The organism is Mucilaginibacter gynuensis (assembly GCF_039541195.1).
In the GTDB taxonomy this organism is placed as follows: domain Bacteria; phylum Bacteroidota; class Bacteroidia; order Sphingobacteriales; family Sphingobacteriaceae; genus Mucilaginibacter; species Mucilaginibacter gynuensis.
Map to the genome: position 1 here is coordinate 1 of NZ_BAABFT010000034.1, position 15525 is coordinate 15525.

A 15525-nucleotide genomic window follows, 5' to 3' on the forward strand; every position below is an offset into this window, starting at 1 on the left:
TTCCTGGTGGCTTTTCTTCCCTTGCATATTACAAGATAAGAAACACCTCGCCTTTCATTATTAATGTCTTTTCAACATTGTGTTAGTTGTGCAACAGCCACGAAAAGAAAAAAGAACATCCACTAACGATGATAATAGCACTACCATTCCTAACAGGGCACTACCAAAAGCATGTTTCTACTTCTTCCCCGTATTCACTTGCTGAAACCCAGCTAACTCTTCCCATCTCGCGCCCGGCGGACGATAGTAAACCAGCAACTGGTAATCATTCTCCGTTTCGTAATGGCTGCCCTCTAAAGGTACGTCGTCGGCTTTCTTATTACGATCAACCCAGATGTATTCGTAATCATACACACCCTGTTTGAGGAACAGCGTAGTAAAAAAACGACCGCTGGCAGCATCGTAATTCAGTTTGTTGCTTTCGGTAAGCCTGTAGTTATTGAACCGACCCACTACGTAAACCGATCCTTCTGCCGATGTTTTATTGGCATTGAGGTTGAAGGATACGTGCGCGTAATCGGCATCCACACGGGCATCGGCACCATCCTGGTTCAGTATGTAAAAGTTGCCGTTGTTATCGTATTGGAAACTGTAATTGGCATTGGCCCGGTTTTCATCGCGAAGCAGTTCAACCACATTGGCGGTATCACGGGTAATGTGTGCAATGTGGGGTGCCCCAGCTTTTAGGGTACGCATATCAAAGTAGCGGAACTCGTTACGGCCGGGCATGTCATTTATGTTTACATCATTGTATATCAGCTGCGAACCACGGATATATGTTGGCTTCATATTCATAATGCCGATCTCGCTGCGGGCATTCTGCATCACAAATACGCGGATATCCGTACCCGGATTTTGCACCCGGAGCGTACCGTAATCAACCTGAAAGTTCAGCTTTTGATTAGTTTGCCGTGTAGCAACATTGTTTGACGGTACAATGGTAGCGCCAACATTAATGCGGGTATTGAGCACATATATGCGGCGGGTAAAGATGATATTCTTCTGATCGCCATCCTCGTATACCTTTAAAATATAATTGCCCGCGTACTTGGGTATAATATTACTGTTAGGGAACGATACCTCATAATGGATGTATTTACGATAAGTGCCCGATGAATATTTGTAGTTCAGTATCCTGTCTTCAGTAAAGCTTTGTAGGTATTCGGCAGGGGATAGGTTTGATGAATTCCAGTTGGCATCGCAATGTTCGAGGGTGTAATAAAAATTGCGTGTTTGGGCGCTCAGGTCGTCAAAGCCGATCACAATCTTTTCGTCGCTACCAAGGTTAATCATCGGCAGTGAGCCTTGTTTGCCTTCTTTATAACACTCGATGCTTTTTATTTCGTGGTGGTAATCGATATTATCGTAAGGCTGGGCAAAGGCAGTAATTACAATGAACAGGAATAATATGGTAGCTGTAAGTTTCCTCATAAATTTATCAGAATGGTGACCTGCATTTTTGCAAGGGCCCATCTTGTATACGAAGCTACAGGATTGCTTTGTTTTACGCAAAGGTTAAATTATGGATGGAAGATGAGGGTTGTCAAGGGGCTTAAATGAGTGTACTAACCGTCAGCAAACAGCTTCGGGCGAAAGCGTGCAGAACTGTGGTGGGTAGGAGCGCAAAGGCGGGCATAGCGAACTTGTTGCATGTGGGTGGGAAATAGCGCGGTAGGGCAAAAGTTCCAGCCCCAAGTTCTGCACGTTTTGTAGCGCAGAGGCCTTGTGCGGCAAAGACGCCTTTTGCTGGACAAGCCTTTTGTTACTTTTGGGCTCAAAAGTAATGGGCCACTGCGGCCAAGAGCAGATCAACGTTAATTACATCACAAGCTTAACCTAAGTAGAGATTGCTTCGTTCCTCGCAATGACGATGTTGGATAAACAATTTATAAATTGTTGTTTTTCAATTTATTATGCAATTGTTTCAGGGCCTGCGAAGAGGGAAAGCCACAAAGTATAATCCATAAAAAAAGCTTTGACAACCTTTTAAAGGTTGTCAAAGCTCAATATCCTTAACAGAGAAATATTACGATTCCAGTTCCAGTATTTGCTCGGCGAGGGTTTCCCATTTTTGTTTTAGAGCCTTTACCTCGTTTTGCCTTTGCTGGTAGGCCGCGTTGGTTTCTTTCAGCTTAGCGGCATCTGTGTATATTTTATCGTCGGCCATTTTGGTTTCCAGCTCGGTAGCCGCTTTTTCAAGCTCGGCAATTTGCTGTTCCATTTTGGCTAAGTCCTGGTTAAGCTTTTTTAGCTGCTGCGTTTTGTTTTCGCTTTGCGGCTGCTTAACAGGTTCAGGTTTTTTTTCTTCCTTTTTAGGTTGCGGAGCGACAGGGGCGGCTTTCTGCTCAATTTTGCGTTTAGCGTTCCAAACCTCGTACTCGGCGTAAGTACCCGGGTAAATCTTGATCTTCTGATCTTCGATGAACCATATTTTGTTGGCCACATTATCCAGGAAATACCTATCGTGCGATACCACTATAACAGTACCTTCAAACTGTTGTATGGCCTGTATCAATATGTTTACCGATTGTATGTCCAAGTGGTTGGTAGGCTCATCCAGTACTAAAAAGTTAGCATCGGCGGTTAAGGCCTTAGCCAGCGCCACACGCGATTTTTCACCACCCGACAGTACCTTGATCTTCTTAAACACATCATCGCCGGTGAATAGGAACGAACCTAATATAGAACGCAGTTCCGTTTCGGTATGCCTTGGGGCGAATGATTGCAGCTCGCGAAGAATCTCGTTTTCAAGATGTAACGATTCCAGCTGGTGCTGCGCGAAGAAGGTTTGGCTAACGTTGTGCCCGGTTTCGCATTTACCGATATAGTCGGTATCGGCTCCGGCTACAATACGTAGCAGGGTTGATTTACCACGACCGTTGGCACCTATCAGGGCTATTTTATCACCTTTTTCAATAATGGCTTCGGCATCATTTAAAATGTCAATAGCCGGATACTTTTTGGTGATGTGTTCCAGGGTAACCACATGCCTGCCCGATTGCTTGGAGAAACGGAAGGTAAAGTTAACGCTTGGGTTATCATCATCCACATCATCAACACGCTCCATTTTATCGAGCATTTTAATGCGTGACTGCGCCATCTTCGCTTTCGATGCCTTGGCACGGAAACGTTCGATCAGGCGTTCTTCCTGGCGTATTTTTGATTGCTGATTTTTAAACTCGCCGCGTTGTATCTCTTCGCGTAACGCTTTTTCTTCGAGGTAGAAAGAGTAGTTACCCGCGTAAACGGTAAGCTTACCCTTGCGCGACTCAACCGTACGGTTGATCACCTTATCCAAAAACCACCTATCGTGCGATACGATGATCACCGCGCCGTCAAATGCCTTAAGGTAATCCTCAAGCCATTGAATAGATGGTAAGTCAAGGTGGTTGGTAGGCTCATCCAGTAACAGGATATCCGGCGCCTGTAACAGTATTTTGGCCAGCATAACCCGCATGCGCCATCCACCCGAAAAGGTGCTTAACTGGCGGTGTGTATCGGCTTCGCTGAAACCTAAACCCGCTAAAATTTCGTGTGCTTTGTATTCAATGCTATAACCGTCGAGCGCCTCAAACTCGCTTTGCTTATCGCTAAGCTTGTGCAATAGTTCTTCGGTGTATTCGGTTTCCAGCTTTTTAAGCAGGTTTTCTATTTCGGTATGCAGTTGGTTTTGGCGCTCAAAAGCTTCCATGGCCACATGCAGAATATTTTTTTCGGATGCGTAAGATAGCAGATCTTGGTTAAGGTAGCCCAACGTAAGGTCCTTTGCCATTGATATACTGCCCGATGTAGGTTTGTATTCGCCTACAATCATTTTCAGGAGGGTAGTTTTACCGGTTCCGTTAGCGCCGATAAGTCCAATTTTTTCGCCCGGTTTTATATGCCAGTTAGCTTCATCGTATAACGCCCTTGCACCTATCTCGAACGTAAGATTATTTATAGAGATCATTTGGCCGCAAAGATACGGTTTTTAAAGGTTAAAGCTTTATGCTTAAAGCGAAAAGCTGAAAGGTAAAAGCTTAAAACAAAAAGGTCTTCGCTTTCAGCTTTTCGCTTTTACCTTTCAGCTTCCTAAGCTCCCACAGCTTTAAGCCATGCGTGGCTCATGAGGCTTGCGCCTGCAATGCTGGGGTGTACGCCGTCAGATGTCCAGTAGCTGCCGGGTGCGCTTTCCTGGGCCTTGTCGAACACGCTTTGGTAGGGAATAAATGTGGCGCCGTATTCGTTGGCTATTTCACGGGCGGTTTCGCGGTAGCTGTTAAAGGTTGGGTACCATTTATCGTCAACCGCTTTTACACCTTTTACAGCGAATGGTTCGCCAATAACCAACCTGATGCCCGGCAATGCTTTCTGTGTTTGGTCGAGCAGTTTTTTATAGTCGGTTTTATAAACTTCCAATGTGCCTTTGTAGCCAAAGCTTACGGTATGCCAAAAATCGTTCACACCTATCATAATGCTTAATACAGTAGGTTTAAGGTTGATGCAATCATCGTTCCAGCGATTAATGAGTTCGTAAACCTTATTACCGCTTACACCTTTGTTAAAAATTTGCAGGTTTTTATCCGGGTTGCTTTTCAGCAGTTCGGCAGAGGTTAAGTAAGCATAACCGGTACCCAGGCCCTGCGCGTCGTTAGCGGCAGTTTTGCTGCGGTCGCGGCCCCAGTCGGTAATAGAGTCGCCCTGAAAAAGCAGGATATCATCTTTTTTTAACCCTGTTTTTTTAAAGTTTTCGCCCGCGAAAGCGGCATTAACAATTGATGGCAGGCCTATAGCGGCTACAGAGCCGGTGGCGGCGGTTTTAATAAAAGTTCGCCTGGTAGCTTTCAGATCCATTGGTTTGTTTGGTTTTATTGATGTTGGTTTGTGACGATTCAAAAATGCCCCGCCGCATAATTACCGCGGCTGTTGTTAAACATTAGCGTAGCAAATTACAAATTCTTTATAAAAAAGATAACTTTGCAGCATGTATAGTCTGTTAAAACCACTGCTTTTTAAGTTCGACCCCGAAAATATTCACTACTTTGTTACAAGAAACCTAAAACGGTTTAATAAATTCCCCGGTGGTGCGGCGCTTAGCCGTTCAATATGGGATTATAAACAGCCGCTTTTAGAGCGTACTGTGTTTGGTTTAAAGTTTATTAACCCGGTAGGTTTGGCAGCAGGTTTTGACAAAAATGGCGAGGTAATAGGCGAAATGGCCAATCTCGGTTTCGGCTTTATCGAGGTGGGGACAGTAACTCCCTTACCGCAGCCGGGCAACCCAAAGCCGCGTATGTTTCGCCTGCCGGCGGATAGCGCGCTGATTAACCGGATGGGTTTTAATAATATGGGTGTTGATGTGGTGGCAGAGCGTATTGCCGCTTACCGTAAAAATCAGCCCGCTCATCAAAAAGGAATAATCATTGGCGGCAACATCGGCAAAAATAAGGTTACGCCTAATGAAGATGCCGTGAGTGATTACATAAAATGCTTCGACCGTTTATTTGACGTGGTTGATTATTTTGTGGTTAACGTAAGCTCGCCCAATACTCCCGGACTACGTGCATTACAGGAGAAAGAACCGTTGATGCACATATTGAATACGCTGCAACAACGCAATTCCAAAAATGGCATCAGTCGCCCGATACTGCTCAAAATAGCACCCGATTTGACAGATGACCAACTGAACGATATTGTGGAAATTGTACAGGAGACGGGTATTGCAGGTGTTATCGCCACCAATACAACCATCAGCAGGGATGGCCTAACATCGCCGCATAAAGAAGAAACGGGTGGTTTAAGCGGTAAGCCTTTAACTAATCGTTCAACCGAGGTGATCAGTTACCTGCACACCAAATCAAACGCGTCTTTCCCTATTATTGGGGTTGGGGGTATACATTCCGAAGAGGATGCTCTGGAGAAAATACAGGCCGGCGCTTCGCTGGTGCAGCTTTACACCGGCTTTATTTACGAAGGCCCTGGACTGATAAAGCGTATAAACAAAAAGATCCTGTCGGCGTAAGGCTAACAGGATCTTTTTAAAATTCTTTAGTAGAAAAGAGAATTAGTTTGCAGCAGCAAGTTTTGCTAAAACTTCGTTGTTTTTAGCTAACTGGCTGGTTTTTGATTCAGCTGAACGGCTGCCTGGTTGTATGTTAGTAGCCAGTTTCAAAAATTGTACTTCTAAACGAGAGAAAGTTTTATTTCTTCTATCTTTTCTTTTTAAACGAGTAACGCCCATGATGCTTTATTTTAATGTTTTTTAAACCTTGAGGTCGGGAGCGGATTCGAACCGCTGTAAAAGGTTTTGCAGACCTCTGCCTAGCCACTCGGCCACCCGACCATTTTTAAGGAATGCAAAAGTAGTGATTATTTTTTAGCACTGCCAACTTTTATTTAAATGTATTTCTTTTTATTTCTGAACAAAAGATGGCCGTGGCTATCGCTACGTTCAAAGATTCGGCCTCGCCAAGCCTTGGTATGGTGATGGCTTTGCTGATTAAACGCTCCATTGCCGGACGTATGCCATTGCCCTCGTTGCCCATTACCAGTAAACCTTCGCTGCCAAAATCAGTATTGTAAATATTGCGGCCGTTGAGCAGGGCGCCGTAAACAGGTAAGCCTATTTTTGGTATAAGCTTTTCAATATCAGTATAGTGTACATTAACCCGCGATAGCGATCCCATGGTGGCCTGCACTACTTTAGGGTTATATACATCTACCGTATCTTCCGAGCAAATAACGTTGTAAATGCCAAACCAGTCGGCAGTGCGAATAATAGTACCCATATTGCCGGGGTCCTGCACGCCATCAAGCACCAGCGAAAACTTTTTTTTGAGTGTATCGTAATTTAAACCGGGCCATTCGGGTATTTTTACCAGCGCAACGGCATCCTGCGGGGTTTTCAGGCCGCTTATCTTTTCCAGGTCGTTGAGTGAAATTTGCTGAAAATTTATTTTCTGCGATAAATTCAGCAACTTTGGGTCAGACGAGTACGTTTGGTACACGGTATCGATCTGGTAGGGCGAATTAGCGAACTCATTTATGGATTTGTGGCCCTCCACTAAAAAAAAACCATGCTCACGGCGAAACTTTTTTTGTTGTAAGGACTTTAATAAATTGATTTGAGATTTTGAAAGCATATATAACCACTGCTAATTTCCGCCTTACAATATTAAGTATTCTTTTGCTCATAATAGCTTCGGGATGCAGCATTACGCGCAAGTTGAAAGACAATCAGGCCCTTGTACGCAAAATTACTATTAAGGGTGTTGATAAAGAATTTTCAGAGCTCGCCCCTAAATATGTTGATAAAGAACAACAACCTAACAACTGGCTTAACCTGCAATTTTATTACCTTTTCAGTAAAAACGGTAAACGTAATATTGGCGAACCGCCGGCCTTGTTAGATAGTAATTTGGTGGAATATTCGCGCATGCAAATAGAAAAGTTTTTGCGTAACAAAGGCTATTTGAAAGCTACCGTTATTGATAGCGTACACATTAAAAAGAAAAAGGCCGAACTGATATTTACTGCTACGCAAGGGCCGCTATTTAAGATACGGGGCTTTACCGATAGCATAAAGGATAAGCGTGTGAAAGCGTTGTACGATCAATACCATCGCGACAGAGCCCATGTCAGACCGGGAAGCCGCTTTGATACCGACAGTCTTGCCTATGACCGCGACGAGCTGTACACGGTAATGAAGCGTAACGGTTATTTCGATTTTTACCGCCAGTACATCAATTACAATTACGATTCAACCTTTAACAAAAGCGCTGTTGATGTGGAGGTGGTAATAGATAACCCGGCCGGAAGAATAGAGCATCCTATTTATAAAATAAATAATACCCTTATAATCATTAGCCGCAGTAGCAGCCGTATCGCCGGTAAAGCGGATACTATACAGGTTGATTCGCAATTCAGGTTTGTTGATTTTTCTAAGAAATTCAAACCACGTTCGGTAACTGACTATATTTTTCAAAAGAAAGGTCAAATTTATAACGTAGATAACCAGGCGCTGACTACGGCCCGTCTTTCGGAGCTTAACGTATTCAGAAATGTACCCAACCCCACCTATACCAAACTTGCCGATAGCAGTTACCGGCTGGATACCAGAATTGATATAACGCCGCTGAAACGAATGAGCAACCGTATTGAGGGCGAGTTTCTGTTTAACCAGGGTCGTTACGGTTATAACGTGGGTAATACTTTTACTAACCGCAATATGTTTAAGAGCGCTGCTATATTGCAAATTAAAGTTAACTGGAGTATCCTTTTTGATAACGGTACCAATACTATAAACAGGGGTAATATAGAGAACCAGGATTTTAAGGTGGGTGTGAGTTTGAGTTATCCGCGTATTATTACCCCGTTTCATTTTCCTATATTAGGTAAATACGGTGTGCCGCATACTACTTTTGCCAGTAACTACCAGTTGTTTTATCAAAAGGGATTGGTGACACGAGAGAGCTTCATTAACTCTATCACATACGATTTTTTTGAAACACCCGATAAAAGACATACCATTACCCCAATATCCATTGAGTTTTCACGCGGGCGTATAGATGAAGATGCGCGCCTGCAATTGCTTAAGCAAAATAGGTACTCTTATGTGTACTTGATTGGTCGCACTATTTTCACTTCGGGTAGCCAGTATACCTATCAGCTGAATGCCAATAAGCTTAACTCGTATAACGATTTTATTTACTTTAGGGGAAGTGTGGATGTAGGCGGCAATACTTTTTCGGCATTGAGTAAAGCGTTTAATACCAAGCGCGACAGCACTGGCAAGCGTACCTTGTTTGGCTATGAGTTTGCCCAGTATGCCAAAACGGAGATAGATCTGCGGATCTACCGTAATACAGGCGGCGAAAATCAGTTTGTATTCCGTATTAACCCGGGTATTGGTGTGCCTTATGGTAACAGTAACCAGCTCATATTTGAAAAGAATTTTTATGCGGGTGGCGCTAATGATATGCGTGCATGGTTGCCCCGTACCCTCGGACCGGGGCAGTTTAACCGTGCCAGCTATGGTGTAGGACCCGATGCCGATACCGCGCGTGCCAGTTTAAAGTATATTGATCAGTTTGGTGAGATCAAAATAATTGGTAATGCCGAGTACCGCTACCGCCTTGCTGATAACTTTTTTGGCTCGAAACTTAAAGGCGCTGTATTTATGGATTTCGGTAACGTTTGGCGCCTGGGTAAAAAAGATGAAAGCCCTAATGGCGAATTTAAGCTGGGTAACTTATGGTCGTCAACAGGTATAGGTATAGGTACCGGGCTAAGGTTCGATCTTACCTTTTTTGTATTCCGTTTCGATGTGGCCTTCAAATTTAAAGATCCCCAGTTTACCGGGTCAGACCAATGGGTGCTGTTGAAACACGGAGGCGAACTATTCAGGTCGGGCTCGTTTAAGGAATCGTACAAAGCCAACAATAGCCAGGAAAGCTACAATTTTATGCAGCTCAACTTTGGTGTAGGCCTACCGTTCTAATTAATGAGTGAGTTGTTGAATTAGTGAATTAGTGATTGATTGAGTGAGTGAGTGAGTGGGAATCGCCACACACACAAAAAACTTTCGGACTTTCCGTCTTTCCAACTTCCGGACTTCCCCCCCCTAAAACATTCCCTTCAAACCATCAATAATACTTTCGAAAAAGGTAGGTATACTAAGGCCGTTGTGGTGGTTAAAGTAAAAGAAGATCACAAATATGATCACCGCTATAATGATGAAGCGTTTGAACATGTAAGCCAGCAATATCAGCGCGCAGGGAATAGCTAACAACAACATCCAGCTGATGTGCCATGGGCTTAACTTGCTATCGTGTTTGTAAACGTAATAGAGTATGGAATGGGTACCGTTATCGTTTTCGTGCTTACTGTACAAAAACATCGATTTATCAATTTTATGCCTGTAAAAAGCCGTGCCCTTATCAAAGCTTAACGCTTCCTGAAAACCATTAACCGTAAAGGTGAATATGCCGCTTACATTTTCGCGGATGTTGCCCGCGGTATCGGTGGCTATAATGGCCACTTCATCTTTAGCAAAAGGGTTTTCTTTTATTACAAAATGATCAATAGCGATGGTATCGGCTGATGCCGTAAAGCTGTATGTGATGTATAGGCAAAGGAGGAGTAAAAACTTTCTCATTTTTAAATGTACAATTTTTACTAAAGATAGATAGAGTTTTTTAACCGCCAAGGCAGCAAAGCACTAAAACTCAAATAAGGCACACGTGCTGCCGCGAAAAACTATTTGTTCAATAAAAATACACCCAGGTTTAAAGCCGTAGCAAAGCTAACCCACACCAAATAAGGTATCAATAACCTGCCTGCGGTTTTATTGTATTTATAAAACATGCTGATGGTTAGCAGTATGCTGAATAGCAATATGAAAATGATGATGAGTCCACCTAAAATGAGGTGCATCTTGAAAAAGATGTACGACCATGAAAAGTTGAACAGCAATTGTATCACATAAACCATACGGGTATTGATAAATTGCAGGCTATCATCTCGCCGTTGCCAAACTAAATAGGCTGCAGTGCCTATCAGTATATACATGATGCTCCAAACCGGTCCAAAAACCCACGATGGTGGTGTAAAGGATGGTTTGTTAATGCTGGCATACCAACCCGGTATTTCGGGACGGGTGAATACAAAGCCGATAATAACACCAAGAACCAGTGGGATGGCTATGCTGATTAGCAACGGGCCAATTTCAATTTCGCGCGAGGATTGTGGGGTAGTAGTACTCATGGATCTGTTAAAATGACTATATGCCGATTGTAGTATTATTTAGGTTTTAAAGGTAATGATTACCTTAGCCAAACTGAACTCAATTTAAATTAATGATAAAAGCTTATAAATTGTATACCGGCCATGATGGCCATTCGCATGTTATAGAGGGAGCCATTGCCGAAGATATGCTGCATACCGCGGCTTCCATCCGTTTCAAAGAAACAGCGCCGCACTCCACCTACGATTGGCATAATGCACCCGTTGAACAATATGTAATTACCCTTACCGGTACCTTAGAATTTGAGACCCGTCCCGGCGAAAAATTTATTGTACGCCCCGGTGAAATACTGATAGCCCTCGATATCACCGGCACCGCCCACCGCTGGCGCATGCTTGGCGACGACCCTTGGAAACGTGCCTATGTTGCCTTTGAAAAAGATACCGAACTGAATTTTGTACCTGATGAAGTGAAAGAAGAGGTAAAGTAAGGGGGATTATGTTATCACTGCTCAAAATCTCCGGACTTCGAACAGCAGGGATGCCAAAAAATGACAATGCCGGCAGAGCTCGTATTACTCATCAACTGTCATGCTGAGGTACGAAGCATCTGTCGGCGAATTGTAATGCGAAGAAGATTCTTCGCTATGCTCAGAATGACAGCTTTTAACACATCATGCAGGAATAATCAATAACAGATGCTTCGTTCCTCAGCATGACAGTTTCAAGGTAAAACACTTAAATATACGACAACCCTTCCTGCTTGCGGGGAGTGTAATAATAGGGTTTGTAATTATCATCGGCGAGCTCGCAGCTAACCCGCATGGAGTTAAAAATGAAATCGCCGAATATGTTGGCTATAGCGGCGTCGGCAGCATCGCGGCCGGTAGCTATTTTTATAAGGCTGTTAAGCGGGGCCAGCTTGGTGGCATCAAATAGTATCCACTCGCCGCCAATGTAGGCCTCAAAGCAGGCATGGAAATCGGCCGGGACCAGTTTGTAGGCATAACCGGTAAAATAACGTGCAGGTATGGTTAAGGCGCGGCACAGGGCAATGCCTAAATGAGCGAAATCGCGGCATACACCAGCCTGCTCGGTAACGGTATCATAAGCGGAAGTTTCCGAATTGGTAGAGCCGCTGAGGTACTGCACATTGTTATAGATCCAGTTTACCAGAGTGGTCACCTTTTCAAACGGACTTTCAATATACCCAAACATGTTATGCGCCAGGCGAAACAATTTGTCCGACTGGCAGTACCTGCTCGGGTTAAGGTACGGCAATATATCCGGCGATAGCTTATGAATCGGTACTTCTTCGGCCGCGCTCATATCTATCAGCTTGTAACAATTATCAATGGTGGCACGGTATTGCAGCTTTAGCTCACCGGGTTCGGTCACTTCGAGGCGTACCAAGCGGTTTTCACCGTTTGCCGATACCAGTTCTTCGGCCTTTATATAGGGCTCAACAGTAAAGGTTTCGTTGATAACTGTTTGGTTGGGTGTTCGTAAGGCATGTATGCATAGTATCAGCGTTCCCTGTGATTGGGCCGTATACTCCATATCCGCTAATACATCAAATTTCATACTGTTAATATACTATTTTAATTATACATTTTGCGGCAGCTTGTTAAATGCCGCGTCCATCCAGTCTTCCGATATATTGTCGAGCGCGTTCTTCAGTTGCTCGGCCCATTCGGTTGATATATTTTCAAGGTCCTTTTTCTCGTAACGTTGCTCTATTATCTTAAAACTATCCTTCTTATACAAAATCACATCAATTGGGAAGTCAACATTATTTGAACTCACCCTTGTAGAATCAAACGACAGAAAGCCGGTTTTAAGGGCAATGCGCATGCTGGTATCCTCGTTCAAAATACGGTTCATAATAGCCTTGCCATGGCCCGAGTTACCTATCACCACGTAAGGCGCGCCTTGCCCCAGTTCCACCCAGTTACCTTCGGGATACAGCAAGAACAGCTTGTGCTCGTCGTCATCCTTCAGCTGGCCACCTATTATGGTATTAAGATCAAACCTGAAACCCGCCTTTTCAAGCGATACCCTGTCTTCTTCGGCCGCGCGCTTTACCTGTTCGCCAAAGGCATTTACCGCTTTGTAAAGCTTATTGTACTCCTTGGTTTCCAGCAGCTCAGTAAAGTAAACAATAGCCTTATCACGTACTGATCGTAAGCCGCTCGTCATGATAAAAAGCGAAAAATGATCTTTTTGTTCTATCGTTATCTTCTTTTTAATGGTGGCATCGGTACCCGATGTAATGCGTGTATCGGCAATGGCAACCAAGCCTTCTTTTACTTTAATGCCTAAACAATATGTCATGATGTAAACTGAGCAATAGTGTAAAAATAAATAGGGCACAAAATACTTAAATTAACACATATAGGTTTTAAAAAGTAAAAAAGAAGCAAAGCCTTGTAACTTTGTCAAAACGCATGGTTTTATTGAAATTAAAACTTTTTTGTAGTTTAGTTTTTAAGCTTACATTACTTTAACCAGCCACCGGCATTATTGATGAAGATATTATTAGTAGAAGACGAGCCAAAATTGGTATCCATAATAAAGCGCGACCTTACCGCGGAGGGGCACGAGATCAGCGTAGCGCTGGATGGCATAACGGGGCTGGGCATGGCCATAAAAGCTGATTTTGACCTGATCATTCTGGATATTATGCTGCCCGGTATGAATGGTCTTGAAGTATGTAAAAATCTGCGTAATGCCAATCAGTCTGCATCAATACTGATACTTACCGCGCTGGGCACTACCGAAAATATTGTGGTAGGTTTAGATAGCGGGGCCGATGATTATATGGTGAAGCCCTTTAGCCTGGATGAGCTGAACGCCCGCATACGTACCCTTACAAGACGTAAATCCGGTTACCAGGAGTCGAATACCCTGCGCGTGGCCGATCTGGAGATCAACACCAGTTCAAAGGCTGTTAAACGCGGCGATAAGGTAATTGAACTTACCGCTACAGAATATCGCTTACTGGAGTTTTTGGTGAAGAATCGTAACCGTATGCTGTCGCGAATTGAAATATTGGAGAACGTGTGGAATATAGATTTTAACATGGGCACCAATGTGGTTGATGTATATGTAAACTACTTGCGTAAAAAGGTTGACCGCGATTTTGATCTCAAGCTGATACATACCGTGGTAGGCATGGGCTATATATTACGCAGCGAAGCTGCCTGAACATGAAGATACAAAGAAAGGTAACCCTGCTGTTTTTAGGCTCGGCTGTATCCATTGTGGTATTGCTGATGGGGGCTATATTTTATTTTGCCCACGAGTTTGCCTTTGAAGATTTTTATAAGCGATTGGAAGCCCGCGTTAACCTTGCCGCGCAAATATATAGCTCTAACAATAACGATAGTGTAGATGTGTACCGCGAGGTGCGCCGCCGCTACCTGGAGGTGTTGCCATCTGAGCATGAGTACATCATCAAAACCAAAAATATTAATGCTAAAGGGGAAGCGCAGGATCTGCCTCCGAAACTGGTAAGAAATATTCTGCGGAATGCCGCCGCCCGTTTTAAAAAAGATAATACGCTGTATGCCGGCCGACGGTTTGGTACCGGCGATGCGCAGATCATTGTGGTGGTTTCGGCCCGAGATCCGTATGGATTAAAGGAACTGGAAAACCTGCAAAGGATATTGATAACCGGCTTTTTTATAGCCATTGTAGTGATTTATGCCATTGGTAAAATATTCTCGTACCAAATGCTGAAACCGGTACGCAGTATTATTAAAAGGGTGAAATCTATAACAGCCAGTAATTTGCATTTAAGGCTGGAGGATAGAAAAGGGGAGGACGAGATAGCCGAGCTTACCCAAACCTTTAACGATATGCTGAACAGGCTGGAAACGGCCTTTGAAACACAGAACAACTTTGTTAGCAATGCCTCGCACGAGTTGCGTACCCCGTTGGCCATAATTAAGGGCGAGGTTGAAATCGCACTCAAAAACCGGGATGAACCGGGAGCCGATCATTATAAAACGTACAACGAAATATGGGCCGCTACCCAAAGTTTGCAGGATATACTCACCAGTTTGCTGGGTTTGGCGCAAACCGGGTTCGATGGTAAAAAACAGAACTGGGAAGATATACGTGCCGATGAACTGATCTGGCTGATCAAGGAAGCGGTAGATTATATTAACCCGGCCAATAAACTGTCGATCGACCTATCGGCACTGCCCGAAAATAACGATCTGCTTAAAACCCGTGGTAACATCAACCTGCTTAAACTGGCTTTAAGTAACATCGCGCTAAACGCCTGCAAATACTCCGACAATAAACCCGTGATGCTAAAACTGATCCCCGAAAAAGGAAATATCATTTTTAGCGTGAAAGATGAAGGCATCGGTATTCCGCAGGAAGAGGTACAGCATATTTTTGAGCCTTTCTTCAGGGCATCAAACACCGGCGAATACGAAGGGCATGGGGTAGGGCTGCCGCTGGCCTTAAACATCATCCGCCTGCACAGGGGGAGCATCGCCATATTATCAAAAGTAGACGAGGGTACTGAGATCAGGATCATGCTGCCTGTTGTTGCGGATGATGATGAGGTTAATGTTATTAGGTAGAAATTTGTCACCGCTGTCGCGAGTTTAGCATTGCGTAACTCGTGACTTGGCATGGTGTAAGCTTTCAGCTTACTTAGTTAGTTCTTCGTTAGGAATGTTTCTGCTTTATTGAACGTTAGTGGATGTACTTTTTTCTTTTCGTGGCTGTTGCACAATATTGGCTGTTGAGGTCAATTATTATTAACTTATCAATATCCGTCCAAAT

14 protein-coding genes and 1 tRNA gene are annotated in these 15525 nt (G+C 43.8%); 5 read left to right on the plus strand and 10 right to left on the minus strand.

What is annotated here, in order from left to right; translation table 11 throughout:
* Positions 1-177: 177 nt before the first annotated feature.
* The 3 genes from ABD894_RS27900 to ABD894_RS27910 all read right to left on the minus strand — a co-directional run bounded on the left by ABD894_RS27900 (position 178) and on the right by ABD894_RS27910 (position 4833).
* Complete coding sequence (locus ABD894_RS27900; RefSeq protein WP_345214396.1) at positions 178-1431, minus strand: type IX secretion system plug protein; 1254 nt, start codon at positions 1429-1431, stop codon at positions 178-180.
* 595 nt (positions 1432-2026) lie between these two features.
* Positions 2027-3949: an ABC-F family ATP-binding cassette domain-containing protein gene (locus tag ABD894_RS27905; protein ID WP_345214397.1), complete on the minus strand. Its 1923-nt coding sequence runs from the start codon at positions 3947-3949 to the stop codon at positions 2027-2029.
* Between the two features lie 122 nt (positions 3950-4071).
* Positions 4072-4833, minus strand: a complete 762-nt coding sequence (locus tag ABD894_RS27910; protein ID WP_345214398.1) for an SGNH/GDSL hydrolase family protein — start codon at positions 4831-4833, stop codon at positions 4072-4074.
* A gap of 130 nt (positions 4834-4963) precedes the next feature.
* Between ABD894_RS27910 and ABD894_RS27915 the strand changes: the two genes are divergently transcribed.
* On the plus strand, positions 4964-6001 hold the full coding sequence (locus ABD894_RS27915; RefSeq protein WP_345214399.1) for a quinone-dependent dihydroorotate dehydrogenase: 1038 nt from the start codon (positions 4964-4966) through the stop codon (positions 5999-6001).
* A gap of 42 nt (positions 6002-6043) precedes the next feature.
* Here ABD894_RS27915 and ABD894_RS27920 read toward each other — a convergent pair whose 3' ends face one another.
* From ABD894_RS27920 to ABD894_RS27930, 3 genes are all read right to left on the minus strand, one after another.
* Positions 6044-6220, minus strand: a complete 177-nt coding sequence (locus tag ABD894_RS27920) for a spore protein (RefSeq protein ID WP_345214400.1) — start codon at positions 6218-6220, stop codon at positions 6044-6046.
* A gap of 31 nt (positions 6221-6251) precedes the next feature.
* A tRNA-Cys gene (locus ABD894_RS27925) sits at positions 6252-6322 on the minus strand.
* A 49-nt stretch (positions 6323-6371) separates the two neighbouring features.
* On the minus strand, positions 6372-7121 hold the full coding sequence (locus ABD894_RS27930) for a TrmH family RNA methyltransferase (RefSeq protein WP_425563012.1): 750 nt from the start codon (positions 7119-7121) through the stop codon (positions 6372-6374).
* Between ABD894_RS27930 and tamL the strand changes: the two genes are divergently transcribed.
* Entirely contained in the window at positions 7112-9478 is a 2367-nt protein-coding gene (gene tamL / locus ABD894_RS27935) for a translocation and assembly module lipoprotein TamL (protein ID WP_345214402.1), read from the plus strand. The two genes, ABD894_RS27930 and tamL, sit on opposite strands and share 10 nt — an antisense overlap.
* 123 nt (positions 9479-9601) lie before the next feature.
* Here the strand turns inward: tamL and ABD894_RS27940 are convergent, their stop codons facing one another.
* Positions 9602-10135 carry a hypothetical protein gene (locus ABD894_RS27940; RefSeq protein ID WP_345214403.1) on the minus strand — a complete coding sequence of 178 codons (534 nt, stop codon included), beginning with the start codon at positions 10133-10135 and terminating at the stop codon, positions 9602-9604.
* Between the two features lie 101 nt (positions 10136-10236).
* On the minus strand, positions 10237-10743 hold the full coding sequence (locus ABD894_RS27945; protein ID WP_345214404.1) for a TspO/MBR family protein: 507 nt from the start codon (positions 10741-10743) through the stop codon (positions 10237-10239).
* A gap of 92 nt (positions 10744-10835) precedes the next feature.
* Between ABD894_RS27945 and ABD894_RS27950 the strand changes: the two genes are divergently transcribed.
* Positions 10836-11213, plus strand: coding sequence for a cupin domain-containing protein (locus tag ABD894_RS27950; RefSeq protein ID WP_345214405.1), 378 nt, complete (start codon positions 10836-10838; stop codon positions 11211-11213).
* Between the two features lie 247 nt (positions 11214-11460).
* On the opposite strand, the gene ABD894_RS27955 is transcribed toward ABD894_RS27950, so the two are convergent.
* Both ABD894_RS27955 and ABD894_RS27960 read right to left on the minus strand, forming a co-directional pair.
* Positions 11461-12306 carry a transglutaminase-like domain-containing protein gene (locus tag ABD894_RS27955; RefSeq protein WP_345214406.1) on the minus strand — a complete coding sequence of 282 codons (846 nt, stop codon included), beginning with the start codon at positions 12304-12306 and terminating at the stop codon, positions 11461-11463.
* Positions 12307-12327: 21 nt separating this feature from the next.
* The gene (locus tag ABD894_RS27960; protein WP_345214407.1) at positions 12328-13056 is read right to left on the minus strand and encodes a proteasome-type protease; all 729 of its coding nucleotides are present in this window, start codon (positions 13054-13056) and stop codon (positions 12328-12330) included.
* Between the two features lie 192 nt (positions 13057-13248).
* Here ABD894_RS27960 and ABD894_RS27965 point away from each other — a divergent pair, with 192 nt between their 5' ends.
* Together ABD894_RS27965 and ABD894_RS27970 are read left to right on the plus strand one after the other, a co-directional pair.
* Positions 13249-13929: a response regulator transcription factor gene (locus ABD894_RS27965; protein WP_345214408.1), complete on the plus strand. Its 681-nt coding sequence runs from the start codon at positions 13249-13251 to the stop codon at positions 13927-13929.
* 2 nt (positions 13930-13931) lie between these two features.
* Positions 13932-15320: a HAMP domain-containing sensor histidine kinase gene (locus ABD894_RS27970; protein WP_345214409.1), complete on the plus strand. Its 1389-nt coding sequence runs from the start codon at positions 13932-13934 to the stop codon at positions 15318-15320.
* Positions 15321-15525: the final 205 nt, after the last annotated feature.